The sequence below is a fragment of the Microbacterium sp. bgisy203 genome (assembly GCF_965345155.1).
Classification (GTDB): Bacteria; Actinomycetota; Actinomycetes; order Actinomycetales; family Microbacteriaceae; genus Microbacterium.
In genome coordinates, this window is record NZ_CBDRLZ010000003.1 from 97857 (window position 1) to 119676 (window position 21820).

Sequence of the window (21820 nt, forward strand, 5' to 3'; positions counted from 1 at the left end):
CCCGGCGTCGCTCAGTACCAGCCGTTCGACTGGGAGTGGCCCCACGCGCCGCAGGGGGTGCCGTAGCGTCCGGAGATGTAACCCAGGCCCCACGCGATCTGCGTCGCGGGGTTGGTCGCCCAGTCGGCGCCGGCCGAGGCCATCTTGCTGCCGGGGAGCGCCTGCGGGATGCCGTACGCCCCGCTCGGGTTCGCGGCGTTCACGCGCCAGCCCGACTCCTTGTTCCACAGCGACACGAGGCACGCGAACTGGTCGTCGCCCCAGCCGTAGCTCGCCGCCATCATCGACCGGGCGATGCCCTGCGCCGATGCGGGGTCGACGTTCACGTTGACCGACGGCACCGACACCGAGCCGCCCGACGACGACCGCGCGGCCTTCTCGGCGGCGGCCTTCTCCGCGGCGGCCTGCTCGGCCGCGGCCTTCTCGGCGGCGGCCTTCTCGGCGGCGGCCTTGGCCTCTGCGGCGGCGTTCACGGCCTCGATCGCGGCGGCCTGTGCGGCGGCTTGTGCGGCGGCATCCTCTTCGGCCTTCTTCGCGACGGCGGCGTCGAGCTGGCCGCGCAGCGTCGCCGTCTGCACGAGCACGGACTGCGTCTCGGCCTCGGTGTCGGCGCTCAGCGAGGGCACGAGCATCACGGGCGTCACGTCGATGTTGCCGAGCTTGTCGATGTGCTCGCTCAGGGTGCTGGTGTCGATGACGGTGCTCGGGACATCGAGCGTGAGGCCCGACGCGGCGATGTCGGCGGTCACGTCGCGTGCCGCGGAGACGGCTGCGCGAGCCTTGTCGAGCGTCGACTCGCCGCGCGCGGTGATGGTCGAGAGGGGAGCGGAGACGCTGTGCGCGCGCGAAGAGTCGCTCTGCCCCGCCGCGTCCGGTGCGTTCGGGGGGAGGGCGGCGCCGGTCGCGCCGATCGAGGTGGCGACGAGCCCGGCGCAGATGAGCGCAGGCGTGACGAAGCGGAGAGAGAGACGGGGCATACGCGTACTTCCGGTAGATCAACGTCGCGGCGGCAGAGCGCTACCAGCGGCGTGCGTCCTCGGGTTGGACACGAAGGTCACAGGTTGGCAACGTTTTCTGGACAGACCCGGTACGAAACCTGAAAGAAGCCTGAATGCGGATGCTGGAATGTACACGCCGAGGTCCGCGACATCCGTTGGCCTGACCACAACCGCGGCGGGGGTCTTTCGGGGTGTCGGGGGCCAGGTATAGAGTCACCGCAAAGGCGACTTTCAGGCCACGTCCAGGGAGATGAAAGCATGGCTTACGACCCGGCATCCGAGATCATCGACGCGGTCGGCGGCGCCGACAATGTCGAGAGTCTGACCCACTGCGCGACGCGGCTCAGGTTCCAACTGCGCGACGGCGACAAGGCCGATAAAGACACCGCCGAGAAGATCCCCGGAGTCCTCGGAGCAGTGCCGCAGGCCGGCGATCGCTTCCAGGTCGTCATCGGCGGCGGCGTTCAGAACGTCTATAACGAGATCATGGCGCTGCCCTCGATGTCGGGCGCGCGCACGGCGACGACGACAGCCGACTCCGACGCCGACATCAAGGCCCGCGAGCGCGCGAAGGGCCCGCGCGGAAAGAACGCCTGGCTCGACACGCTCTTCGAGTACCTGTCCGACTCGTTCCGCCCCATCCTCGGCGCCCTGCTCGGGGCATCCCTGTTCATCACCTTCATGGCGCTCATGGCGACGCTCGGCGTCATCCCCGCGTGGAACTCGCCCGGCGTCACCCTCGACCCGTCGTGGGCGTTCGTGAACCTGATGTGGCAGTGCGTGTTCGTCTTCCTGCCGCTCATGGTCGCGTACAACGCCTCGGCCAAGATCGGCGCCGACCCGTGGGTGGGCTTCGCGATCATGGCCGTGCTCATGCTCCCCGGCTTCACCGCGCTCGGTGAGGGCGTCGAGAAGACGCCGCTGTTCGGGTTCGAGCAGGCGCAGGTCGCGATCGTGCAGATCTGGGGCTTGCCGATGCCGATCGCCGACTACTCGTCGCAGGTGTTCCCGCCGCTGCTGATGGCCGCGGTCCTCGGGCCGCTCTACAAACTGCTGAAGAAGATCATCCCGGCCAACCTGCAGCTCATCTTCGTGCCGTTCCTCGCGATGCTCATCATGATCCCGCTGACGGCCTTCCTCATCGGCCCCATCGGCGTCTACGTCGGCGCGGGACTTGCGAGCTTCCTCGCGGCGATCAACTCCTTCTCGCCGTTCATCTTCGCGATCGTCATCCCGTTGGCGTATCCGTTCATGGTGCCGCTGGGTCTGCACTGGCCGATCAACGCGATCATGCTCCTCAACATCCAGACCCTCGGCTACGACTTCATCCAGGGCCCCATGGGTGCGTGGAACTTCGCGTGCTTCGGTGCGACCGCCGGTGTCCTCTTCCTCGCGTGGCGCGAGAAGGACAAGGACATGAAGCAGACGGCGACCGGTGCGCTCGCGGCGGGTCTGCTGGGTGGCATCTCCGAACCGTCGCTGTACGGCATCCATCTCCGGTACAAGCGGATCTATCCGCGCATGCTCGTCGGATGCCTCACGGGTGGCCTCATCATCGGTATCGGTTCGCTGGTGCTGGGCCTGAAGAACGGCATCACGACGCAGGCGTTCGTGTTCACGTCGCTGCTCACGATCCCGGCCTTCAACCCGATCGGGTTGTACACGATCGCCGTGCTCAGCGCGTTCTTCGTCGCGATGGCGCTCATCATCTTCTCGGGTTACAAGGACCCGAAGGACAAGGCGGCCCCGGCGGTGGCGGGCGCGGCCGACGGCAGCGACGTCGTGGGAGGCGTCCGCGACGAGGCCGCGTCGGTCTCGGAGGTCGCCGGAGGCAGCGAGCTGCTTCCGGATGCCGGAGCAACCCGGGCCGGAGGTACCGCGACCGCGGGGGCGGCGACCGCCACCGCCGTCGCGGCCGGGACGGCGACCGCGGCCGCGCCGAAGGGCGAGGGTGAGACGACCGAGGTCGGTGCGCTCATCCAGATCGCATCGCCCCTCGACGGCAACGCCGTCTCGCTCGACACCGTGCCCGACCCTGTCTTCGCCGGCGGAGTCATGGGTCCGGGCGTCGCGATCGAGCCGTCGGGCGACACCGTGTACGCGCCGGGAGCCGGCACCGTGGTCGCGGCGCAGCCCACCGGTCACGCGTTCGGGCTGAAGCTCGACAGCGGTGTCGAGGTGCTGATCCACGTCGGCATCGACACGGTGAACCTCAAGGGCGAAGGCTTCGACGTCAAGGTCGTCAACGGCGACAAGGTCGAGACCGGATCGCCGCTCGTGGTGTTCGACCGCTCCGTCATCGAGAAGGCGGGCTACGCGCTCATCACCCCGGTCATCGTGCTGAACGCGGATGCCTTCGACACGGTCGACCCGGTGAAGCTCGGGCCCGTCTCGCACGGCGAGCCGCTGCTGGACGTGCAGACGAAGGCGTAGTCCGGGCGGTTGCGGCGTTTCGACTCGCTGAGCGAGCGCCGCAGCCGCGAGTCGAAACGGCCTCAGGTCCCGGCGCGCAGCGCGACCACGGCATCCCACACGGCGTCGGCGACCTCGCGCTTCGCGCCTGCGACGTCGGCGACGAGGGCGTCGTCTGCGCCGAGGAGCAGCACACGGTTGTCGGCGCTCTCGAATCCGATGCCCTCACCCACGGCGTTGACCGCGAGGAGGTCGACGCCCTTCCGGGCGCGCTTGCGGCGTCCGCGCTCGAGGAGCTCCTCGTCAGACGACGCGGTCTCGGCGGCGAACCCGACGATCGTCTGGCCCGCGCGGCGTCGCGCGACGAGCCCCGCGAGGATGTCCGGGTTCTCGACGAGATCCAGACGGGGGATGCCGTCTTCCTTTCGGAGCTTCTCGGCCGAGGGCGACGCGACCCGGTAGTCGGCGACAGCGGCGACCATCGCGACGACGTCGGCGGTGGCCGCGGCATCCGTCATCGCCGTCTCGAGCTCGGCGGCGGACCCGGCCCGCACGAGCGTGATGCGCGGGTGGTTCACTGCGGCATCCAGCACGCCGTCGTCGACGTGCGCCGCGACGAGCGCGACCTCCGCGCCGCGCTCGGCGGCGGCGAGGGCGAGCGCGGCGCCCTGGCGTCCGCTCGAGCGGTTGCCGAGGTAGCGGACGGGATCGATCGGCTCGCGGGTGCCGCCCGTCGAGACCGCGAGGCGCACGCCGTCCAGATCTGCGCGATCGGAGGCATCCGTGTCTGTACTGCGCACGACGCCGCCCGCTACGACGCCCGCCGCCACCTGCAGCGCCGCCGCGACGATCTCGTCGGGTTCGACCATGCGTCCCGGCCCGCTGTCTCCGCCCGTGAGAGGCCCATCGGCGGGACCGACGATGTGGACGCCTCGCGCGCGCAAGGTCGCGATGTTGGCCTGCGTGGCCGCGTGCTCCCACATCGCCGTATGCATCGCGGGGGCGACGACGACGGGCGCGGTCGTCGCGAGGAGCGTCACACCGAGGAGGTCGTCGGCGATGCCCGCCGCCATGCGCGCGAGGGTGTTCGCGGTCGCCGGGGCGATGACGACGAGGTCGGCGGACGTTCCGAGGGCGACGTGTCGCACCTGCGCGACGTCGTCATGGACGCTCGTCGTGACAGGATTCCTCGAGACGGCCTCCCACGTGGTCGTCCCGACGAAGCGCAGCGCGTCGGCCGTGGGAACAACGTGCACCTCGTGACCGTTGGTCACCAAGGCGCGCACGAGGTGCACCGTCTTGTACGCGGCGATGCCGCCCGTCACGCCCACGACAACGAACATGGTCCGATCCTCCCACGGATGCCTCGCTCGAGGCCTCGCGCGGAGGCGGCAGAGAGGTCACGAGCACCGTGTGCACCGTCATCGTCCACGTCCCTTCCGAGCCCGACGAGGCCGTCCGACTGCTCGCGGTGCGCGACGAGGACCCTGCCCGCACGTGGGATCCGCTCGGTGCGTGGTGGCCCGAGCTCCCCGGTGTCGTCGGCGTGCGCGACCGCCGCGCGGGCGGCGCGTGGCTCGCGGCCGACGCCGACCGCGGGCGCGTCGCGGTGATCCTCAACCGCGCCGACGTCGTGACCGACGGCGCGGAACCCCTCGCGTCGCGGGGGAGGGTCGTGCTCGACGCCGTCGAGGGGCGGATGCCGGAGGGTCAGCCCCGCACCCACGGCTTCAATCTCGTCGAGGTGAGCGCGGGGGAGGCATCCGTCACGATGTGGGATGGCGCCTCGGTGCGCCGCGTTGTGCTCGAACCCGGGATCCACATGATCGCGCACGACGACGTCGACGACCCCGCCACCGCACGCATCGCCGCGTGGCGCGACGCGTTCGCCGCGCCGGTCGATGAGGGCGGCTGGGCAGGTGGTGGTGCGGGCGGCTGGGCGGATGACTGGGCGGGTGCGTGGCTCGACATCCTCGAGCGCACGAGCGCCGTCGGCCCGGTCGATGACCGCGCGATCGTCCGCGACAACCGCCCGTTCGGGTATCCGACGCTGTCGCTGCTGGTGTGTGCGGCCTCGGCCGGCCCGGACGGCGTCGACGTCCGCTACGGCGAGTTCGACCAGCCCGGCGCCTGGAACCGCCCCGTCCTCGCCTGACGCGGCATCCGTCGCGCTCATGCCGGTCGCGCTCTGCGGCTCGCCGCGCGCCCCGCGTCACGTCGCGACGTGCCGCGCGTCGCCACTCGCCGTGCCGCGCCTCGCCGCTCGCCGTGCCGCGCGTCGCCACTCGCCGTGCCGCGCGTCGCCACTCGCCGCGCCGCCCCTCGCCGTATCACGCGCCCCCATGCCCCCGAGACCGCGCGTTCTCGACGAGACCCGGCGTTGTCATCGGGGGTCTCGTCGAGAGGAGGCGGTCTCGCGGGGTGGGGAGGGGGCATCGGCGCGGGGTGGGGAGTGCGCGTCCGCCAGGGGCGGGGTGGGCGTGTCGGAGGCCGGTGGTAGCGTCGCGCGCATGGACGGGGACGAGCCCGAAGTGGTGTTCTTCGCGGATGCCGCGGCGTTCCGCACCTGGCTGGCCGAGAACCACGACTCGGCGAGCGAGCTGTGGATGGAACGGCGACCGAAGGGGCATCCCGAGCAGGGCCTCCGGTGGGAGGATGCCGTGCCCGAGGCCCTGTGCTTCGGATGGATCGACTCGACGAGCCGGCGCATCCGCGAGATGCGTGCGCAGCGGTGGAGCCCCCGGCGTCCGGCCTCGAACTGGAGCGCCGTCAACATCGCCCACGTCGAGCGCCTCACCGCCGAAGGCCGCATGCACCCGGCGGGGATCGCCGCGTACGAGAAGCGACGCCCCGAGCGCAGCGGCGTGTACGCCTATGAGAACGCCGACGCATTGACGGATGCCGAAGAGGCGGCGATCGCCACCGATCCGGCCGCCGCGGCGTTCTGGGCCGAGGCGACGCCCGGCTACCGGCGCCTCGCGGCGAGCTGGATCCACGGCGGCAAGCGTGAGCAGACGCGCGCCGATCGACTGGCGGCGCTCGTCGCCGACAGCGCCGCGGGGCGGCTCATCCCGTTGCAGCGCTACGGGGACGCCCCCGCGTGGCTCGCCCGCGCCGCCGCCGCGGCCCGCGCCGCCGACCCCTCCGATCGCTGACCGGGGGTTGCGCGCGCTCAACGACCGAAGGCTGCGCGGCCCGAGGATGCGGCGCCGGGGTCAGTGGGGGAGGAGAGTCGGGAGCGCCGCGAGGTACCCCTCGGCGTCGAAATCGGGCATGAGGGTCTTCTGCAGGATGAACCCTGGCGCCGTCGAGAGCACGATGGGCCCGACCCGCTCGGCCCACAGGCGGGCGTCCCCCTCGACCTTGTCGGGGTGCGCCGCCGCCCAATCGGCGATGGCGCCGACGACGGTCGCGCGCAACTCGAGGAAGACCTCGCGCACGAGCGCGCGGATCTCGGCGTCGACGGCCGCTTGTCCCCAGAGCTGGGGCAGGACCGCGCTGATCTGTTCGCCGCTGATTCCGGAGATGAGCGTCGCCATGACCTCGCCGGGGGCGAGAGGTGGGTCTTCGCGTCGACGCGCCTCGAGCTCCGACCGGCGGGTGTGGAGGATGCGCGTCGCGGCGGCGACGAAGATCTCGTCCTTCCCGCCGGGGAAGTTGCCGTAGATCGCGCCGGCCGACAGCCCCGACTCCGTCACGAGGTCGGCGATCGACGTGCGCCCGAACCCGCGCGAAAGGAAACACCGGATCGCCACGTCGACGATCTCGTCGCGGCGCGCCTGACGGTATTCGTCGCTGACCTTCGGCATCCGTGTCCTCCTCCCGCTTGTCGATCCTAGAGGGAGCGAGTATAAAGAACGAGTATTCGTTTTCTTAAGTTCGCCAGGAGTTGCCATGGCCGCCCCCACCCCCGTCATCCACACGCCGCACACCCCGGTGCGGCGCGTCGGCGTGCTCTCTCTTGTTCTCGCGGCGGTCGTCGCGGTCATCGTCCTCGCCTTCGCCTGGCCGAGCGTCACGGCCGCGCCGCACGACCTTCCCGTCGCCGTCGCCGGCCCCGACCAGGCCGTCGACGCGGTCACCGACGCGGTCGCCGAGAAGCAGCCCGATGTCCTGGAGTTCACGCGCGTGGACGATCGGGATGCCGCAGTGGTGGCCATCGAGAAGCGTGAGGTGTACGGCGCGATCGTCCTCGGCGATGCTCCCGAGGTGCTCATCGCCTCTGCGGCGAACGCGTCGGTCGCGCAGCTGCTCACCGGCATCGCGGGCGCTCTCGAGGGTCAGGTGAACGCGCAGGCGGCCGCCGGCGCCGCCGCGGCGGGAGCTCCGGCCCCGGCCCACATCGCCGTCACTGTGACGGACGTCGTACCCCTGGCATCCACTGATCCGCGCGGAACGGGCCTCACCGCGGCGATGTTCCCGCTCGTGATGGGGGGAATGCTCGGCGGCATCGTGATCTCCCTCGCGATCATCGGGGCGATGCGGCGCGTGCTCGCGGTGGTCGTCTACTCCGCCGTGGGCGGGCTCGTGCTCACCGGCATCCTCGACGGATGGTTCGGGGTGCTGCAGGGGGACTTCTGGGTCCAGTGGGCGGCCATCGCCCTCGCGCTCGCCGCGATCGCGGCGCCGATCACGGGCGTCGTCGCGCTGATCGGGCGTGCGGGCATCGCCGTCGGGCCGATCGTCATGCTGCTCTTCGCCAACCCGATCTCGGGCGCCGCGATGCCGCGCGAGTTCCTGCCCGGCGCGTGGGGTCAGATCGGCCAGTGGTTCCCGCCGGGAGCTGCCGCGAACCTGTTGCGCGATGTGGCCTACTTCCCGGATGCCGACGCGAGCTTCTCCTGGCTCGTGCTCGCCGGATGGACCGTCGGCGCCCTGCTGCTCTCGGTGATCGGGCACTTCCGCACCGCCGGCGGCGCCGAGCCCGACGAGCTCGCCACGCACGAGGACGACCCCGTCGCCGCCGCCGTCTGACGGCATCCCCGCCGCGCCTCCCGTCCCCCTTCCCGCGAGACCGCGCGTTCTCGACGAAACCCCGGGCGAAAGACGCGGGTCTGGTCGAGAACAGGCGGTCTCGCGGGAAAGAGGCCGCCCGCCCCGTCCCCGCCGCGAGACCGCGCGTTCTCGACGAGACCCCGGGCAACAAACGGTGGTCTCGTCGGGAACAGGCGGTCTCGCGGGAAAGGCGCGGCCCCGCCCCGTCCCCGCCGCGCCCAGCCCGTGCCGCGCGCGGCGCGGGGTCAGGACCGGTGGGCGCGGTAGTAGTCCAGAAGCGCGCGCGTCGAGGCATCCTGTGCCGCGTACGCGTCGTGGTCGCCGTCGACGGCCGGCGCGATCTGCAGCGCGAGCTGCTTGCCGAGCTCGACGCCCCACTGGTCGAACGAGTTGATGCCCCAGATGACACCCTGCGTGAACGTGATGTGCTCGTACAGCGCGATCAGCTCGCCGAGGACGCGCGGCGTCAGCGCCGGAGCGAAGATCGACGTCGTCGGGCGGTTGCCCGGGAACGTCCGGGCCGCGACCAGCGCGCCGGTCGTGCCCTCGGCTTCGACCTCGGCGGCCGTCTTGCCGAAGGCGAGGGCCTTCGTCTGCGCGAGGAAGTTCGCGAGGAAGAGGGCGTGCACGTCGCGGCCATCGTCGTTGAGCGGATACGCGGGGTTCGCGAACGCGATGAAGTCGGCGGGGATCAGGCGCGTGCCCTGATGGATGAGCTGGTAGAACGCATGCTGCCCATTCGTCCCCGGCTCGCCCCAGAAGATCTCGCCGGTGTCGGTGGTCACGGGCGACCCGTCCCAGCGGACGCGCTTGCCGTTGGACTCCATCGTCAGCTGCTGCAGGTACGCCGCGAAGCGCGAGAGCTGCTGCGCGTACGGCAGCACCGCGTGCGACTGCGCGCCGAGGAAGTTCGTGTACCAGACGTTGAGCAGGCCCATCAGCACCGGCACGTTCTGCGCCAGCGGTGTGGATGCCATGTGCTCGTCCACGGCGTGGAAGCCCGCCAGCAGTTCGCGGAACGAGTCCGGGCCCAGCTCGATCGTGAGCGACAGGCCGATCGCCGAGCAGACCGAGTAGCGTCCGCCGACCCAATCCCAGAATCCGAAGGCGTTGGCCGTGTCGATGCCGAACGCCGCGACCTTGTCGAGGGCCGTCGACACCGCGACGAAGTGGTGCGCGACGGCATCCGTCCGCTGCGCGTCGGACCCGTCGATCACCCCTGCCTCCTGCAGCCCGCGCCAGAGCCACATGCGCGCGAGACGCGCGTTGGTGAGCGTCTCGAGCGTCGTGAAGGTCTTCGAGGCGACGATGAACAGCGTCGTCTCGGGGTCGAGATCCTTCGTCTTGTGGGCGAGGTCGAACGGGTCGATGTTCGACACGAATCGCGCCTCGATGTCGCCCCCGAACGGCTCGAGCGCCGCGGAGATCATGGCGGGGCCGAGGTCGGAGCCGCCGATCCCGATGTTCACGATCGTCTTCACGGGCTTGCCCGTGACGCCCACCCACTCGCCCGAGCGCACCCGGTCGGCGAAGACGGTCATGGCGTCGAGCACCTGCTGCACGTCGTGGTCGATATCCTGCCCGTCGACGGTGAGCGTCGGCTCCGAGCCGGGCGGACGGCGCAGCGCCGTGTGCAGCACGGCGCGGTCCTCGCTCGTGTTGATGTGGTCGCCCCGGAGCATCGCCGCGAACCGCTCGGCGACGTGCGTCTGTTCGGCCAGGCGCACGAGCGAGGCGAGGATGCCGGCGTCGACGAGGTTCTTCGACAGGTCGACGCGGAGGTCGGCGAGGTCGAACGTCAGCGCCTCGACGCGCGACGGGTCGTCGCGGAACCAGGCGCGCAGGTCGGGCACGAAGGCATCCTTCGCGGCGGTGAGTTCGGCCCAGGCCGACGTGGTCGTGGGATCGATCGGAGCGGTCACAGCTCCACGCTAGCGCGCGGGATTCGAACCGGCGAGGGATGCCGTTGAGCGTGCGGTCCGAGCGCGTCGCCGTACGCTGTGACGGTGAGCGCATCGCCGTCCGTGGTCCTGCTCGCCGGCGGCGCCGGCGGATCCGCCTTCGCCGTGGGGCTCCGCGACGAACTGCGCGCCCGCGGGGGTGAACTCACCGTCGTCTGCAACACCGCCGACGACCTGTGGCTCGCGGGGCTGCGCATCCAGCCCGACGTCGACTCGATGCTCTACGGACTTGCGGGCGTCAAGGACACCGCGAAGGGCTGGGGCCGCGCGGGCGACTCGCTGCGGGTCGCGGCCGAGCTGCACGCCTGGGGCGTCGGTTGGGACTGGTTCGAGCTCGGCGACCTCGACCTCGGTGCGCACATCTCGCGGACGTCGTGGCTGCGCGAGGGGGCGAGCCCGACGACGGTGCTGGCGCGGCTGCAGGCGCGGTGGCGCGACGAGATCGGCGCGACGCTGCTGCCGATGACGGATGCCGAGGTCGAGACCCACGTGGTGATCGAGGACTCCGGCGATGCCGGCGGCGCCGTGACGATTCACTTCCAGGAGTGGTGGACGCGCTACCGCGCGACGCGCGAACCCGAGCGGTTCGAGAACCCGGGCATGACCGGCGCGCGGCCCGCCCCCGGCGTGCTCGAGGCGATCGCCCGGGCGGATGCCGTCGTCTTCGCCCCCTCGAACCCGATCGTCTCGATCGGGCCGATCCTCGCCGTTCCGGGGATCCGCGACGCCGTCGCCGCGGCGCCCGGCCGCGTGGTCGGCGTCTCTCCGATCATCGGGGGAGCGCCCGTCCGGGGCATGGCGGACGTATGCCTGCGGGTCGCGGGCGTCCCGTGCTCTGCCGACGGTGTCGCGGGCCATTTCGGTGCCCGTGCGGACGGCGGCCTGCTCGACGCGTGGCTCCTCGCGGAGGAGGACGCGGCTCTCGCCCCCGCCGTCGCCTCCCTCGGCATCGACGCGCACGTTCGTCCGCTGTGGATGGCCGGGCCCGACCTCACCCGCGCGCTCGCCGCCGACACGCTCGCCGCCGCCGGGTTCTGACCCTCCCGGCCGTCCGCGGTTCACAACTCCGGAGAATCGGGCCTCGGCCGAGAGGGTGGGCGCTTTCGGGGTCGTTTGCGCGCGAATCTCCGGAGTTGAGAACGCCGCGCCGCCGCGACCCCCGTACCGTCACCCGAGCGGCGGCGCCTCCGCGGCGCGGGCGAGGGCTTCGGCCACGGGGTGCGTCCCCGACGCGAGCGCCCCGCCGGTCACGCGCACGTGCGGCCGCGGATCGGCACCCGGGACGGATGCCTGGAACGGCATACCCGCGCCGACCGCGATGCCCTCCGCAGCCAGGTGCACGAGCGCGGCACGCTCATCGGCCACCGGCATCCACAGGTTGATGCCGTCGGGAGCGCCGACGTCGACGCCCAGGCGCAGGAGCCGCGCGGCGAGCCGGTCGAGCCGGTCGCGGTAGATGAGACGCGCCGTCCGCACCCGGGCGATGGCGCCCTCATCGGTGAGGAGTCCGGCGAGCACGGTCTGCAGGAGGCGTGAGGTCCAGCCCGGTCCGAGCATCCGCCGCGCGACGATCCCGTCGACGACGTGCGCCGGGCCGCCGAGGGCCGCGATGCGGAGGTCGGGCCCGTGCGACTTCGAGAAGCTCCGCACGTGCACGACGCGCTGCGGCAGCCACGTCGCGAGGGTGACCGGAGGCGCCGTGCAGATGAGCGCCGAGTGGTCGTCCTCGATGATGAGCGCGCGGCTCCCGCCCGGGTCGTCGATGACCGTGCGGGCGAGCTCCCGTGCCCGCGCCTGCGACATCGAGACGCCCGTCGGGTTCTGCGCGCGCGGCTGCAGGATCACGGCTGCGACCCCGCGACTGAGAGCGCGTGCGAGGGATGCCGGGGTCACGCCGTCGGCGTCGCTGCGCAGAGGCACGACCTCGACGCCCATCGCGTCGAGCAGGTCGAAGAAGTACGGGAAGCCGGGGGACTCGACGGCAACACGCTCGCCGAAGCGGACGGTGACCTCGAGCGTCCGCGCGATGCCGTCGAGCGCGCCGTCGACGACGGTGATCGCCTCGACGCCCGCGCTCGGCCACGCCTCTCGCAGCAGCGCTTCGAGCTCGGGGAGCACGGGCAGATCGTGATAACGGCCGGTGTCGGCGCGCTCTGCGACGCGCGAGAGTGCGGCGTGCAGGGGCGGCAGCATCGCCGGATCGGGCGTGCCGAGCGACAGGTCGATCCGAGGCTCGGCCGCGGCGCCGGCCGTCGGGCGCGCGGCAAGGCTCTGCACGTGCGGCGTGAGCTCGCCCCGCTCGGCGCGGACGAAGGTGCCGGCACGCCCGCGCGCGACGATGAGTCCCGCGCGGGCGAGCGCGGTCCAGGCCGCGCCGACCGTTCCCGCCGAGACGCCGAGCGCCGCCGACACGTCGCGCACCGTCGGAAGGCGCTCGCCGGGGGCGAGCGTGCCGTCGTGGACGAGACGCGAGATCTCGGCGGCGAGCCCGGCGGGACTGCGCTCGCCCAATGCGGTGGGATCCAGCACGCGTCCACCCCTCCCGGTGCTCGACGCGACGCCGGTCGGCATCCGCGATCTGTTTACCGCCGCGTCACATTCGGAAATTGTCGGGAAATGTTCAAGCGAAACAGTAACAGGAATCGGCGGTTCGACTCCCGACGACCGACGATCGACCCCCGCAGCTTCGACGAAAGGTGCCCCATGACTACGGTGCGCGCGGCGATCTCGCAGACGACCTGGACCGGTGACAAGGAGTCGATGCTCGACAAGCACGAGCAGTTCGCTCGCGACGCGGCCGCGCAGGGCGCGCAGGTGACGTGCTTCCAGGAGCTCTTCTACGGGCCCTACTTCGGCATCACGCAGGACAAGAAGTACTACCGCTACGCCGAGCCCGTCGACGGCCCGATCGTCACCCGCTTCGCCGCGCTCGCGAAGGAGCTCGGCACGGTGCTCGTCCTCCCCATCTACGAGGAGGCGCAGACCGGCGTCTACTACAACACGTCCGTGCTGGTGGATGCCGACGGCACCATCCTCGGGACGTACCGCAAGAACCACATCCCGCAGGTCGACCGGTTCTGGGAGAAGTTCTACTTCCGCCCCGGCAACCTCGGCTACCCCGTGTTCGAGTCGGCCGTCGGCAAAGTCGGCATGTACATCTGCTACGACCGGCACTTCCCGGAAGGATGGCGCGAGCTCGGCCTGGGCGGCGCGCACATGGTGTTCAACCCGAATGCCACCAAGCCCGGTCTCTCGAACCGGCTCTGGGAGGTAGAAGGCCCCGCCGCCGCCGTCGCGAACGGCTACTTCGTGCTGCAGCCGAACCGCGTGGGACTCGAAGACAACGAGTACGGCGACGACGCGGTGTTCTTCTACGGCAACAGCCAGGTGATCGACCCGCGCGGCAACGTCGTCGGCGAGATCGGCTCGTCCGAGCACGAGGAGCTGCTCGTGCGCGACCTCGACCTCGACATGGTGCAGGAGATGCGCGACGACTGGCAGTTCTACCGCGACCGCCGGCCCGACACCTACGGGGAGATCGTGCTGCCGTGAGGCGTTTCGACTCGGGCCTGCGGCCCTCGCTCAACGACCGGAAAGGCGACCGGGAGGAATCATGACCACGACACTCATCACGGGCGGAACCGTCGTCAACGCGACCGGCACCGGCCAGGCCGACGTCCTCATCGACGGCGAGACGATCGCCGCGGTCCTCGCGCCGGGGTCGACGCTCCTCGGGCACGACCTCGCGGCATCCGTCGATACGGTCGTCGACGCGACGGGCAAGTACGTCATCCCCGGCGGCATCGACGCGCACACGCACATGGAGATGCCCTTCGGCGGCACGTTCGCCTCCGACACGTTCGAGACCGGCACGCGCGCGGCGGCCATCGGCGGCACGACGAGCATCGTCGACTTCGTCGTGCAGTACCCGCACGAGAACATCCTCGACCAGTACCACGTCTGGCACGAGAAGGCCGCGGGAAACTGCGCGATCGACTACGGATTCCACCAGATCCTCTCCGACGTGCAGGACTCGTCGCTCACGGCGATGGACGAGCTCATCGCCGAGGGCGTCACGTCCTTCAAGCTCTTCATGGCGTACAAGGGCGTGTTCCTCTCCGACGACGGGCAGATCCTCCGCGCGTTCCAGAAGGGCGCCGACAACGGCGCGATGATGATGATGCACGCCGAGAACGGCGCGATGATCGACGTCCTCGTGCAGCAGGCGCTCGCGCGCGGCGAGACCTCCCCCTACTTCCACGGCACGACGCGCCCGTGGCAGGCAGAGGAGGAGGCCACCCACCGCGCGATCATGATCGCCGACCTGACCGGAGCGCCCCTCTACGTCGTGCACGTGAGCGCCAAGCAGGCGGTGGAGCAGATCGCCGCGGCCCGCGACCGGGGCCTCAACATCTTCGGCGAGACCTGCCCGCAGTACCTCTACCTCTCGCTCGAGGACCAGCTCGGCGCATCGAGCGAGGAGTGGGGCGACTTCGAGGGTGCGAAGTGGGTGTGCTCGACGCCGCTGCGCTCGAAGCACGAGGGCCACCAGCACCACATGTGGCAGTCGCTGCGCACCAACGACATCCAGATGGTGTCGACCGACCACTGCCCGTTCTGCATGAAGGGCCAGAAGGACATGGGCATCGGGGACTTCTCGAAGATCCCCAACGGCATCGGCTCGGTCGAGCACCGCATGGACCTCATGTACCAGGGGGTCGTGACGGGCCAGATCACGCTGCCGCGGTGGGTGGAGCTGACGAGCACGACGCCGGCGCGCATGTTCGGCATGTACGGCAAGAAGGGCGTCATCCAGCCCGGCGCCGACGGCGACGTGGTCGTCTACGACCCGAACGGGCACACCTCGATCGGCATCGGCGAGGGCCGCGTCCACCACATGAACATGGACTACTCGGCGTGGCAGGGGTTCGAGATCGACGGCCACGTCGACACCGTCATCTCCCGCGGCAAGATCGTGGCGGATGCCGGGAACTACGTCGGCGCCAAGGGCGACGGCCGCTACATCAAGCGCGGCCTGTCGCAGTACCTGGTGTGAGGGGAGGCGGCATGGATTTCGGTGTCGTCCTGCAGACGAATCCGCCCGCGGCGCGGACCGTGCAGCTCGCGAAGCTCGCCGAGGCGCACGGCTTCAGTCACGTCTGGACCTTCGACTCGCACCTGCTCTGGCAGGAGCCGTACGTCATCCACTCGCAGATCCTGAACGAGACCAAGCGCGTCACCGTGGGACCGTTCGTGACGAACCCTGCGACGCGCGACTGGACCGTTACGGCATCCGTCTTCGCCACCCTCAACGAGATGTACGGCAACCGCACGATCTGCGGCATCGGTCGCGGGGACTCCGCGGTGCGGGTCACGAACGGCACGCCGACGACGCTGAAGGAGCTGCGCGAGGCGATCCACGTCATCCGCGAGCTCGGCAACTCGCGCGCCGTCGAATACAAGGGCGCGACGCTGCAGTTCCCGTGGAGCCGCGGGTCGGAGCTCGATGTCTGGGTCGCCGCGTACGGTCCGCTCGCGCTGAAGCTGACCGGCGAGGTCGGCGACGGGTTCATCCTGCAGCTGGCCGACCTCGACATCGCCGCGTGGATGATCCAGGTCGTCCGCGACGCCGCCGCGAACGTCGGACGCGACCCCGACGAGATCGCGTTCTGCGTCGCCGCCCCCACGTACATCGGCGAGGACACCCCCGAGGTGCGGGCGCACATGCGCGAGCAGTGCCGCTGGTTCGGCGGCATGGTCGGCAACCACGTCGCCGACATCGTCGCGAAGTACGGGTCGGGCTCGGACGTGCCCGCCGCGCTCACCGACTACATCGCGGGCCGCACCGGCTACGACTACAACTCGCACGGCAAGAGCCACAACGACCACGTCGACTTCGTGCCCGACGAGATCGTCGAGCGGTTCTGCATCCTCGGCACCGCAGACGAGCACATCGCGAAGCTCGAGGCGCTCCGCGCGATCGGCGTGACGCAGTTCGCCGGGTACCTCCAGCACGACAACAAGGAGGAGACGATGCGCGTCTACGGCGAGACCGTCATCCCCGCGCTGAACCCTCCGCTGACGGCGAAGCGGTAGGGGAGCGGCCACGTGAAGCGGATGCCGAAGCGCACGCAGGCGACCCTCTGGGGCGTCGTCGGCGTGCTCGCCGTCGCCGCGGTGTGGGAGCTCTACAAGGCGATCGGTCCCGCCGAGGGGCTCGCGGTCGGCGGCGACGGCACCACCGGGTCGAAGATCATGCTCCTCCCGCGCACGCACGATCGCGCGATGCCGCACATCACCGACATGATCGCGCGGCTGTTCGAGCCGACGAGCGGCGGGTCGACCCCGCCGCTCATCCTCACCGTCATCCAGGCAGCGGGACTGACCCTCGGGCTCGCGGCGCTCGGGTGGCTCATCGGCGTCGTCGTGGGGGCGCTCCTCGGCATCCTCATGCAACGGTGGCGTCTCGCCGAGTGGGGCCTCCTGCCGTGGATCGTCGTCAGCCAGATCGTGCCGCTCATCGCCTTCGCCCCGATCGTCAACGCGATCGGCGGGCAGCTCGACCGCTCCGGCATCCCGTGGCCGCAGTGGCTCTCGGTCGCCGTCATCGCCTCGTACCTCGCGTTCTTCCCCGTGGCGATCGGCATGCTGCGAGGGCTCAACGCGCCCGACCGCATCCACCTCGACCTCATGCATAGCTACGCCGCCGGGTACGGGCAGACCCTCCGCACGCTGCGCCTGCCCGCAGCCGTCCCGTACCTCCTCCCAGCGCTCCGGCTCGCGGCGGCGGGAGCGGTCGTCGGCGCGGTCGTCGCGGAGGTGTCGATCGGCATGCGCGGCGGCATCGGGCGCATGCTCATCCAGCTCGCCGGGCAGGCCTCGTCCGACCCCGCCGCGCCCTGGGGGCCGACGTTCGGCACGATCGCGATCGGCCTCATCGCAGCCGGCGGCGTCGCGCTGCTCGGTCGCGGCCTCTCCGTCTACCGTCGCAGCGAGGAGACCGCATGACGACCCCGACCGCCCTCCTGACCCCCGCCGTGGGCGACCCGACCGCGGCCGTCCACGCCGCCGGCGTCGGCAAGGTCTTCTCGACCAAGGACGGTGAGGTGACGGCGCTGGCCGGCGTCGACCTCGACGTCGCGGCGGGCGAGTTCGTCTCCCTCATCGGACCGTCGGGCTGCGGCAAGTCGACGCTCCTCCGCCTCATCGCCGACCTCGATGCCCCGACCTCGGGCACGCTCGAGATCTTCGGCAAGCCCGCCCGCCGCGCGCGGATCGACCAGGACTACGGCATCGCGTTCCAGCAGGCGGGGCTCCTCCCGTGGCGGACGGTCGCGGCGAACATCGCGCTGCCGCTGGAGTTGCACAAGACCGCCGCCGCCGAGCGCGCGGCGCGCGTCGATGAGCTCCTCGCGCTCGTCGGGCTCGAGGATTTCGCAGACCGGTACCCCGACCAGCTCTCCGGCGGTATGCAGCAGCGTGTCGCGATCGCCCGCTCGCTCGCCGCGCGCCCGAAGCTCCTTCTCATGGACGAGCCGTTCGGCGCGCTCGACGAGATGACCCGCGAGCGCCTGCAGGGCGAGCTCGCCCGCATCGCCGCCGAGACGGGCGCCGCCGTCGTCTTCGTCACCCACTCGATCCCCGAGGCGGTCTTCCTCTCCGACCGGGTCGTCGTCATGAGCCCCCGCCCCGGTCGCATCACCGACGTCGTCGATACGCGCGCGGACGGCCCGCGCGACGAGACGCTGCGGGAGTCGCCCGCCTACTTCGCGCGCGTCACCGCCGTGCGCGAGGCGCTGCACGGCGCGCCGCTCACGAGAGCGAACGAACGATGAGTACGGCAACGGATGCCTGGACCCCGCCCTCGTGGGCGAAGATCGCCGCGCCCATCGCGGTCGGGGTGCTCGGTCTCGTCGCCTGGTCGGCGTTCGTCGCCTCCGGCTCCGCGCCGCGCATGCTGCCCTCGCCGGCGGCCATCGCCGAGGAGTTCGTCCTCCGCTTCGGCATCATCGGGGAGGCGATGGCCGTCACCGGCACGAACGCTCTCATCGGACTCGTCGTCGGTTCGGTGCTCGCGATCGCGCTCGCCGCGCTCGCCGCCGCGTTCCGCCCCGTCGACGGCATGGTCGCCCCGCTCCTCGCGGCCCTCGCGGTTGTGCCGATCGTGGCGATCACGCCGATCCTGAACACGATGTTCGGGGCGTCGAGCCAGTTCGGCCGCCAGGCGGTCGCGGGCATCGCGGCGTTCGTCCCGGTGTTCGTCAACACCCTCCGCGGCCTCCGGCAGACCACGCCCGTCCAGCGCGACCTGTTCCGGGCGACGGCCGCGACGTCGGGGCAGACCTTCCGCCACCTCACGCTGCCGGCCGCGGTGCCCTACATCGTCACCGGCATCCGCATCGCGGCATCCCTCGCCGTCATCTCCGCCCTCGTCGCGGAGTACTTCGGGGGACCCGCCGACGGCATCGGCACCGCGATCGCGACGTACACGAAGTCGGGGCGCGCGGCGCTCGCCTGGGCGTTCGTGTTCGGCGGCATCCTCATCGGACTCGTCTTCTTCCTCGCGACGACGCTGCTCGAGCGCCTCGTCGCGAGGCGTGTGCCGTCCTCGTCGCCCTGACGAGCCCGGCACGGCCCGCGTCGTCGCGACGTCGGCCCGCACCACCCGCATCACACGTTCCACCGCTCCACTCGCACCACCGCAGCACCCGCACCACAGGCATCCGAAACCCGAAAGGACCAGCATGAGACACAGCATCCGCCGCGGCCTCGTCGCCGCCTCCGCTCTCGTCGTCGCCTCGCTCGCGCTCTCCGCGTGCAGCGGCGGCGGCGATGAGCCGTCGTCGTCGGGCGACAGCGAGGACTTCACTCCGCTCACCTCCCTCAAGCTGCAGCTGCAGTGGCTGCCGCAGGCGCAGTTCGCCGGCTACTACGTCGCCCTCGAGAAGGGCTACTTCGAGGAGGAGGGCTTCGACGACGTCGAGATCGTGCCCTCCGGCGGCGACATCGTCCCGCAGGACGCGCTCGTCGCCGGCGACGTCGACTTCGCCGTCGCGTGGGTCCCGAAGGTGCTCGGCACCCTCGAGGCGCAGGGCGTCGAACTCACCGACATCGCGCAGGTGTTCCAGAAGTCCGGCACGACCCAGGTGTCGTGGAAGGACTCGGGCATCGAAGCAGTCGAGGACTTCGAAGGCAAGCGCATCGGCTCGTGGGGCTTCGGCAACGAGTGGGAGATCTTCGCGGCCATGGCCGACAAGGGCCTCGACTCGACCACGGTCTCGATCACGACGCAGGACTTCTCCATGAACGCGCTGCTCGACGGAGACGTGGATGCCGCGCAGGCGATGACCTACAACGAGCTCGCCCAGCTGCTCGAGACCGAGAACCCCGAGACCGGCGAGCTCTACACGATGGACGACATCAACGTCATCTCCTACGAGGACACCGCCGGTGCCATGCTCCAGGACGCCATCTGGGCCGACACGAAGCGCCTCGCCGACGACCCGGCCTACGCCGACGCCGCCGTGCGCTTCCTCAAGGCCGTGACGAAGGGCTGGGTGTACGCCCGCGACAACGCCGAAGAGGCCGCGGACATCACCTACACCGCCGCGACCGCGCCGGGCGTGCAGGCCTTCCCCGTCGGCCCCGTGCACCAGCTGTGGCAGATGAACGAGGTCAACAAGCTCATCTGGACCGGCGGCGACTTCGGCGTGGTCGACTCCGGCGCGTGGGACAAGACCGTCGCCGGTGCGCTCGCCGCGAAGAACCAGGACGGGTTGAATCTCATCACCGAAGAGCCCGCATCCTCGGCATACTCGAACGAGTACATCGAGAAGGCGCTCGCCGAGCTCAAGGAGGAGGGGATCACCGTCGACGGGGACTACACGCCGATCGAGGTCACCCTCACCAAGGGCGGCCAGTAAGCGCCGGGCGGTCGCCGGGCGAGGCCGCACTCCCGCCCGGCGACCGCACGCACACGACAGTCAAGGAACACCGCATGAGCACCACCTCCGATCTCGGCACCGCCACGGACCTCGACGCCCGCACCCTCGAGCTCGACCGCGCGCACGTCTTCCACTCCTGGTCGGCGCAGGCCGCGCTCTCGCCGCTCGTGATCGCCGGCGGGTCGGGAACGCGCGTCTGGGACCACTCCGGGCGCGAGTACCTCGACTTCTCCAGCCAGCTCGTCAACGTGAACATCGGCCACCAGCACCCCGCCGTCGTCGCCGGCATCAAGGAGCAGGCCGAGATCCTCACGACCGTGAACCCCGCCAACGCCAACCTCGCGCGCGGCGAGGCCGCGGCGCGGATCGTCGCGCGTGCCCCGGAAGGATTCCACAAGGTCTTCTTCACCAACGGGGGAGCGGATGCCAACGAGAACGCGATCCGCATGGCGCGCCTGCACTGCGCGGCTCGGGGGGACGTGGGGAGAGACACGGTGCTCTCGACCTATCGCTCGTACCACGGCAACACGGGCGCCGCGATCGTCGCGACCGGCGACTGGCGACGGATGCCGAACCAGTACGCCCGCGGTCACGTCCACTTCTTCGGGCCGTTCCTCTACCGCTCGGAATTCTGGGCGCACAGCCCCGAGGAGGAGTGCGCGCGGGCCCTGCAGCACCTGCGCCGCGTGATCGAGTCGGAGGGGCCGCAGACGATCGCCGCCATCCTCATCGAGTCGATCCCCGGCACCGCCGGCATCCTGGTGCCGCCGCCCGGCTACCTCGCGGGCGTCCGGGAGCTCTGCGACCGGTACGGCATCATCCTCATCCTCGACGAGGTGATGGCCGGGTTCGGGCGCACCGGGCGGTGGTTCGCGTTCGAAGACCACGACGTCGTCCCCGACCTCATCACCTTCGCCAAGGGTGTGAACTCCGGCTACGTGCCGGTGGGCGGCGTCATCATCTCCGACGAGATCGCCGCGACCTTCGACGACCGCGTCTTCCCCGGCGGCCTCACCTACTCGGGGCATCCGCTCGCCGCGGCGTCGATCGTCGCGACGCTCGACGCGATGGAGGCCGAGGGCATCGTCGAGAACGCCCGCCGCATCGGCGAGGACGTGCTCGCCCCGGCGCTCGCCGAGCTCGCCGAGAAGCACGCCGTCGTCGGGGAGGCGCGCGGCGTCGGCGTCTTCTGGGCGCTCGACCTCGTCGCCGACCCCGAGACCCGCGAGCCGTTGCCGGCTCCCGCGGTCGCGACGCTTCGCAAGGAGCTGCTGGCCCGCGGCATCCTGCCCTTCACCGCCGAGAACCGCATCCACGTCGTCCCACCGTGCACCGTCACAGCCGACGAGGTCGCCGAGGCCGTCGCCGCCTACGACGAGGTCCTCGCGCTCGCGCTCGCGCTCGCGCTCTGAGCCCCGTTCCCGCTTCTCGCCCCCATGACTCGCACCGCCTCCGTGTTCGCAACTCCGGAGAATCGCGCGCCTCGGCGCGCGAAGCGCGTCATGCGGCT

General features: G+C 71.0%; 18 protein-coding genes. 13 read left to right on the forward strand and 5 right to left on the reverse strand.

Annotated features, from left to right (window positions below):
* Positions 1 to 11: 11 nt before the first annotated feature.
* Positions 12 to 977: a lytic transglycosylase domain-containing protein gene (locus ACRVYW_RS06300; protein ID WP_431802797.1), complete on the reverse strand. Its 966-nt coding sequence runs from the start codon at positions 975 to 977 to the stop codon at positions 12 to 14.
* A 279-nt stretch (positions 978 to 1256) separates the two neighbouring features.
* On the opposite strand from ACRVYW_RS06300, the gene ACRVYW_RS06305 reads away from it, so the two are divergent.
* Entirely contained in the window at positions 1257 to 3431 is a 2175-nt protein-coding gene (locus ACRVYW_RS06305; RefSeq protein WP_431802799.1) for a glucose PTS transporter subunit IIA, read from the forward strand.
* A gap of 62 nt (positions 3432 to 3493) precedes the next feature.
* Here ACRVYW_RS06305 and coaBC read toward each other — a convergent pair whose 3' ends face one another.
* Complete coding sequence (coaBC, locus tag ACRVYW_RS06310; RefSeq protein WP_431802801.1) at positions 3494 to 4753, reverse strand: bifunctional phosphopantothenoylcysteine decarboxylase/phosphopantothenate--cysteine ligase CoaBC; 1260 nt, start codon at positions 4751 to 4753, stop codon at positions 3494 to 3496.
* A gap of 68 nt (positions 4754 to 4821) precedes the next feature.
* On the opposite strand from coaBC, the gene ACRVYW_RS06315 reads away from it, so the two are divergent.
* The gene (locus ACRVYW_RS06315; RefSeq protein WP_431802803.1) at positions 4822 to 5565 is read left to right on the forward strand and encodes an NRDE family protein; all 744 of its coding nucleotides are present in this window, start codon (positions 4822 to 4824) and stop codon (positions 5563 to 5565) included.
* A 355-nt stretch (positions 5566 to 5920) separates the two neighbouring features.
* Positions 5921 to 6565: a YdeI/OmpD-associated family protein gene (locus tag ACRVYW_RS06320; protein ID WP_431802805.1), complete on the forward strand. Its 645-nt coding sequence runs from the start codon at positions 5921 to 5923 to the stop codon at positions 6563 to 6565.
* A 60-nt stretch (positions 6566 to 6625) separates the two neighbouring features.
* On the opposite strand, the gene ACRVYW_RS06325 is transcribed toward ACRVYW_RS06320, so the two are convergent.
* On the reverse strand, positions 6626 to 7219 hold the full coding sequence (locus ACRVYW_RS06325; RefSeq protein WP_431802806.1) for a TetR/AcrR family transcriptional regulator: 594 nt from the start codon (positions 7217 to 7219) through the stop codon (positions 6626 to 6628).
* An 85-nt stretch (positions 7220 to 7304) separates the two neighbouring features.
* Here ACRVYW_RS06325 and ACRVYW_RS06330 point away from each other — a divergent pair, with 85 nt between their 5' ends.
* Complete coding sequence (locus ACRVYW_RS06330) at positions 7305 to 8384, forward strand: hypothetical protein (RefSeq protein ID WP_431802808.1); 1080 nt, start codon at positions 7305 to 7307, stop codon at positions 8382 to 8384.
* 266 nt (positions 8385 to 8650) lie between these two features.
* Here ACRVYW_RS06330 and pgi read toward each other — a convergent pair whose 3' ends face one another.
* A complete protein-coding gene (pgi, locus tag ACRVYW_RS06335) occupies positions 8651 to 10327 on the reverse strand; it encodes a glucose-6-phosphate isomerase (RefSeq protein WP_431802810.1) in 1677 nt (558 codons plus the stop codon).
* A gap of 84 nt (positions 10328 to 10411) precedes the next feature.
* Here pgi and cofD point away from each other — a divergent pair, with 84 nt between their 5' ends.
* The gene (cofD, locus tag ACRVYW_RS06340) at positions 10412 to 11404 is read left to right on the forward strand and encodes a 2-phospho-L-lactate transferase (RefSeq protein WP_431802811.1); all 993 of its coding nucleotides are present in this window, start codon (positions 10412 to 10414) and stop codon (positions 11402 to 11404) included.
* 129 nt (positions 11405 to 11533) lie between these two features.
* Here the strand turns inward: cofD and ACRVYW_RS06345 are convergent, their stop codons facing one another.
* Positions 11534 to 12895 carry a PLP-dependent aminotransferase family protein gene (locus ACRVYW_RS06345; protein ID WP_431802813.1) on the reverse strand — a complete coding sequence of 454 codons (1362 nt, stop codon included), beginning with the start codon at positions 12893 to 12895 and terminating at the stop codon, positions 11534 to 11536.
* Positions 12896 to 13069: 174 nt separating this feature from the next.
* Between ACRVYW_RS06345 and ACRVYW_RS06350 the strand changes: the two genes are divergently transcribed.
* The 8 genes from ACRVYW_RS06350 to ACRVYW_RS06385 all read left to right on the forward strand — a co-directional run bounded on the left by ACRVYW_RS06350 (position 13070) and on the right by ACRVYW_RS06385 (position 21722).
* Positions 13070 to 13918 carry a nitrilase-related carbon-nitrogen hydrolase gene (locus tag ACRVYW_RS06350; protein WP_431802815.1) on the forward strand — a complete coding sequence of 283 codons (849 nt, stop codon included), beginning with the start codon at positions 13070 to 13072 and terminating at the stop codon, positions 13916 to 13918.
* Positions 13919 to 13979: 61 nt separating this feature from the next.
* Complete coding sequence (gene hydA, locus ACRVYW_RS06355) at positions 13980 to 15422, forward strand: dihydropyrimidinase (protein ID WP_431802817.1); 1443 nt, start codon at positions 13980 to 13982, stop codon at positions 15420 to 15422.
* Positions 15423 to 15433: 11 nt separating this feature from the next.
* Positions 15434 to 16462, forward strand: coding sequence for a TIGR03842 family LLM class F420-dependent oxidoreductase (locus tag ACRVYW_RS06360; RefSeq protein ID WP_431802819.1), 1029 nt, complete (start codon positions 15434 to 15436; stop codon positions 16460 to 16462).
* A gap of 21 nt (positions 16463 to 16483) precedes the next feature.
* A complete protein-coding gene (locus ACRVYW_RS06365) occupies positions 16484 to 17374 on the forward strand; it encodes an ABC transporter permease (RefSeq protein ID WP_431803317.1) in 891 nt (296 codons plus the stop codon).
* Entirely contained in the window at positions 17371 to 18201 is an 831-nt protein-coding gene (locus ACRVYW_RS06370) for an ABC transporter ATP-binding protein (RefSeq protein WP_431802821.1), read from the forward strand. Before ACRVYW_RS06365 ends, ACRVYW_RS06370 begins: the two co-directional genes overlap by 4 nt.
* Positions 18198 to 18986, forward strand: coding sequence for an ABC transporter permease (locus ACRVYW_RS06375; RefSeq protein ID WP_431802823.1), 789 nt, complete (start codon positions 18198 to 18200; stop codon positions 18984 to 18986). The genes ACRVYW_RS06370 and ACRVYW_RS06375 overlap by 4 nt, the downstream gene beginning before the upstream one ends.
* Before the next feature lie 124 nt (positions 18987 to 19110).
* On the forward strand, positions 19111 to 20289 hold the full coding sequence (locus ACRVYW_RS06380) for an ABC transporter substrate-binding protein (RefSeq protein WP_431802825.1): 1179 nt from the start codon (positions 19111 to 19113) through the stop codon (positions 20287 to 20289).
* 74 nt (positions 20290 to 20363) lie between these two features.
* The gene (locus ACRVYW_RS06385) at positions 20364 to 21722 is read left to right on the forward strand and encodes an aspartate aminotransferase family protein (RefSeq protein WP_431802827.1); all 1359 of its coding nucleotides are present in this window, start codon (positions 20364 to 20366) and stop codon (positions 21720 to 21722) included.
* Positions 21723 to 21820 lie beyond the last annotated feature (98 nt).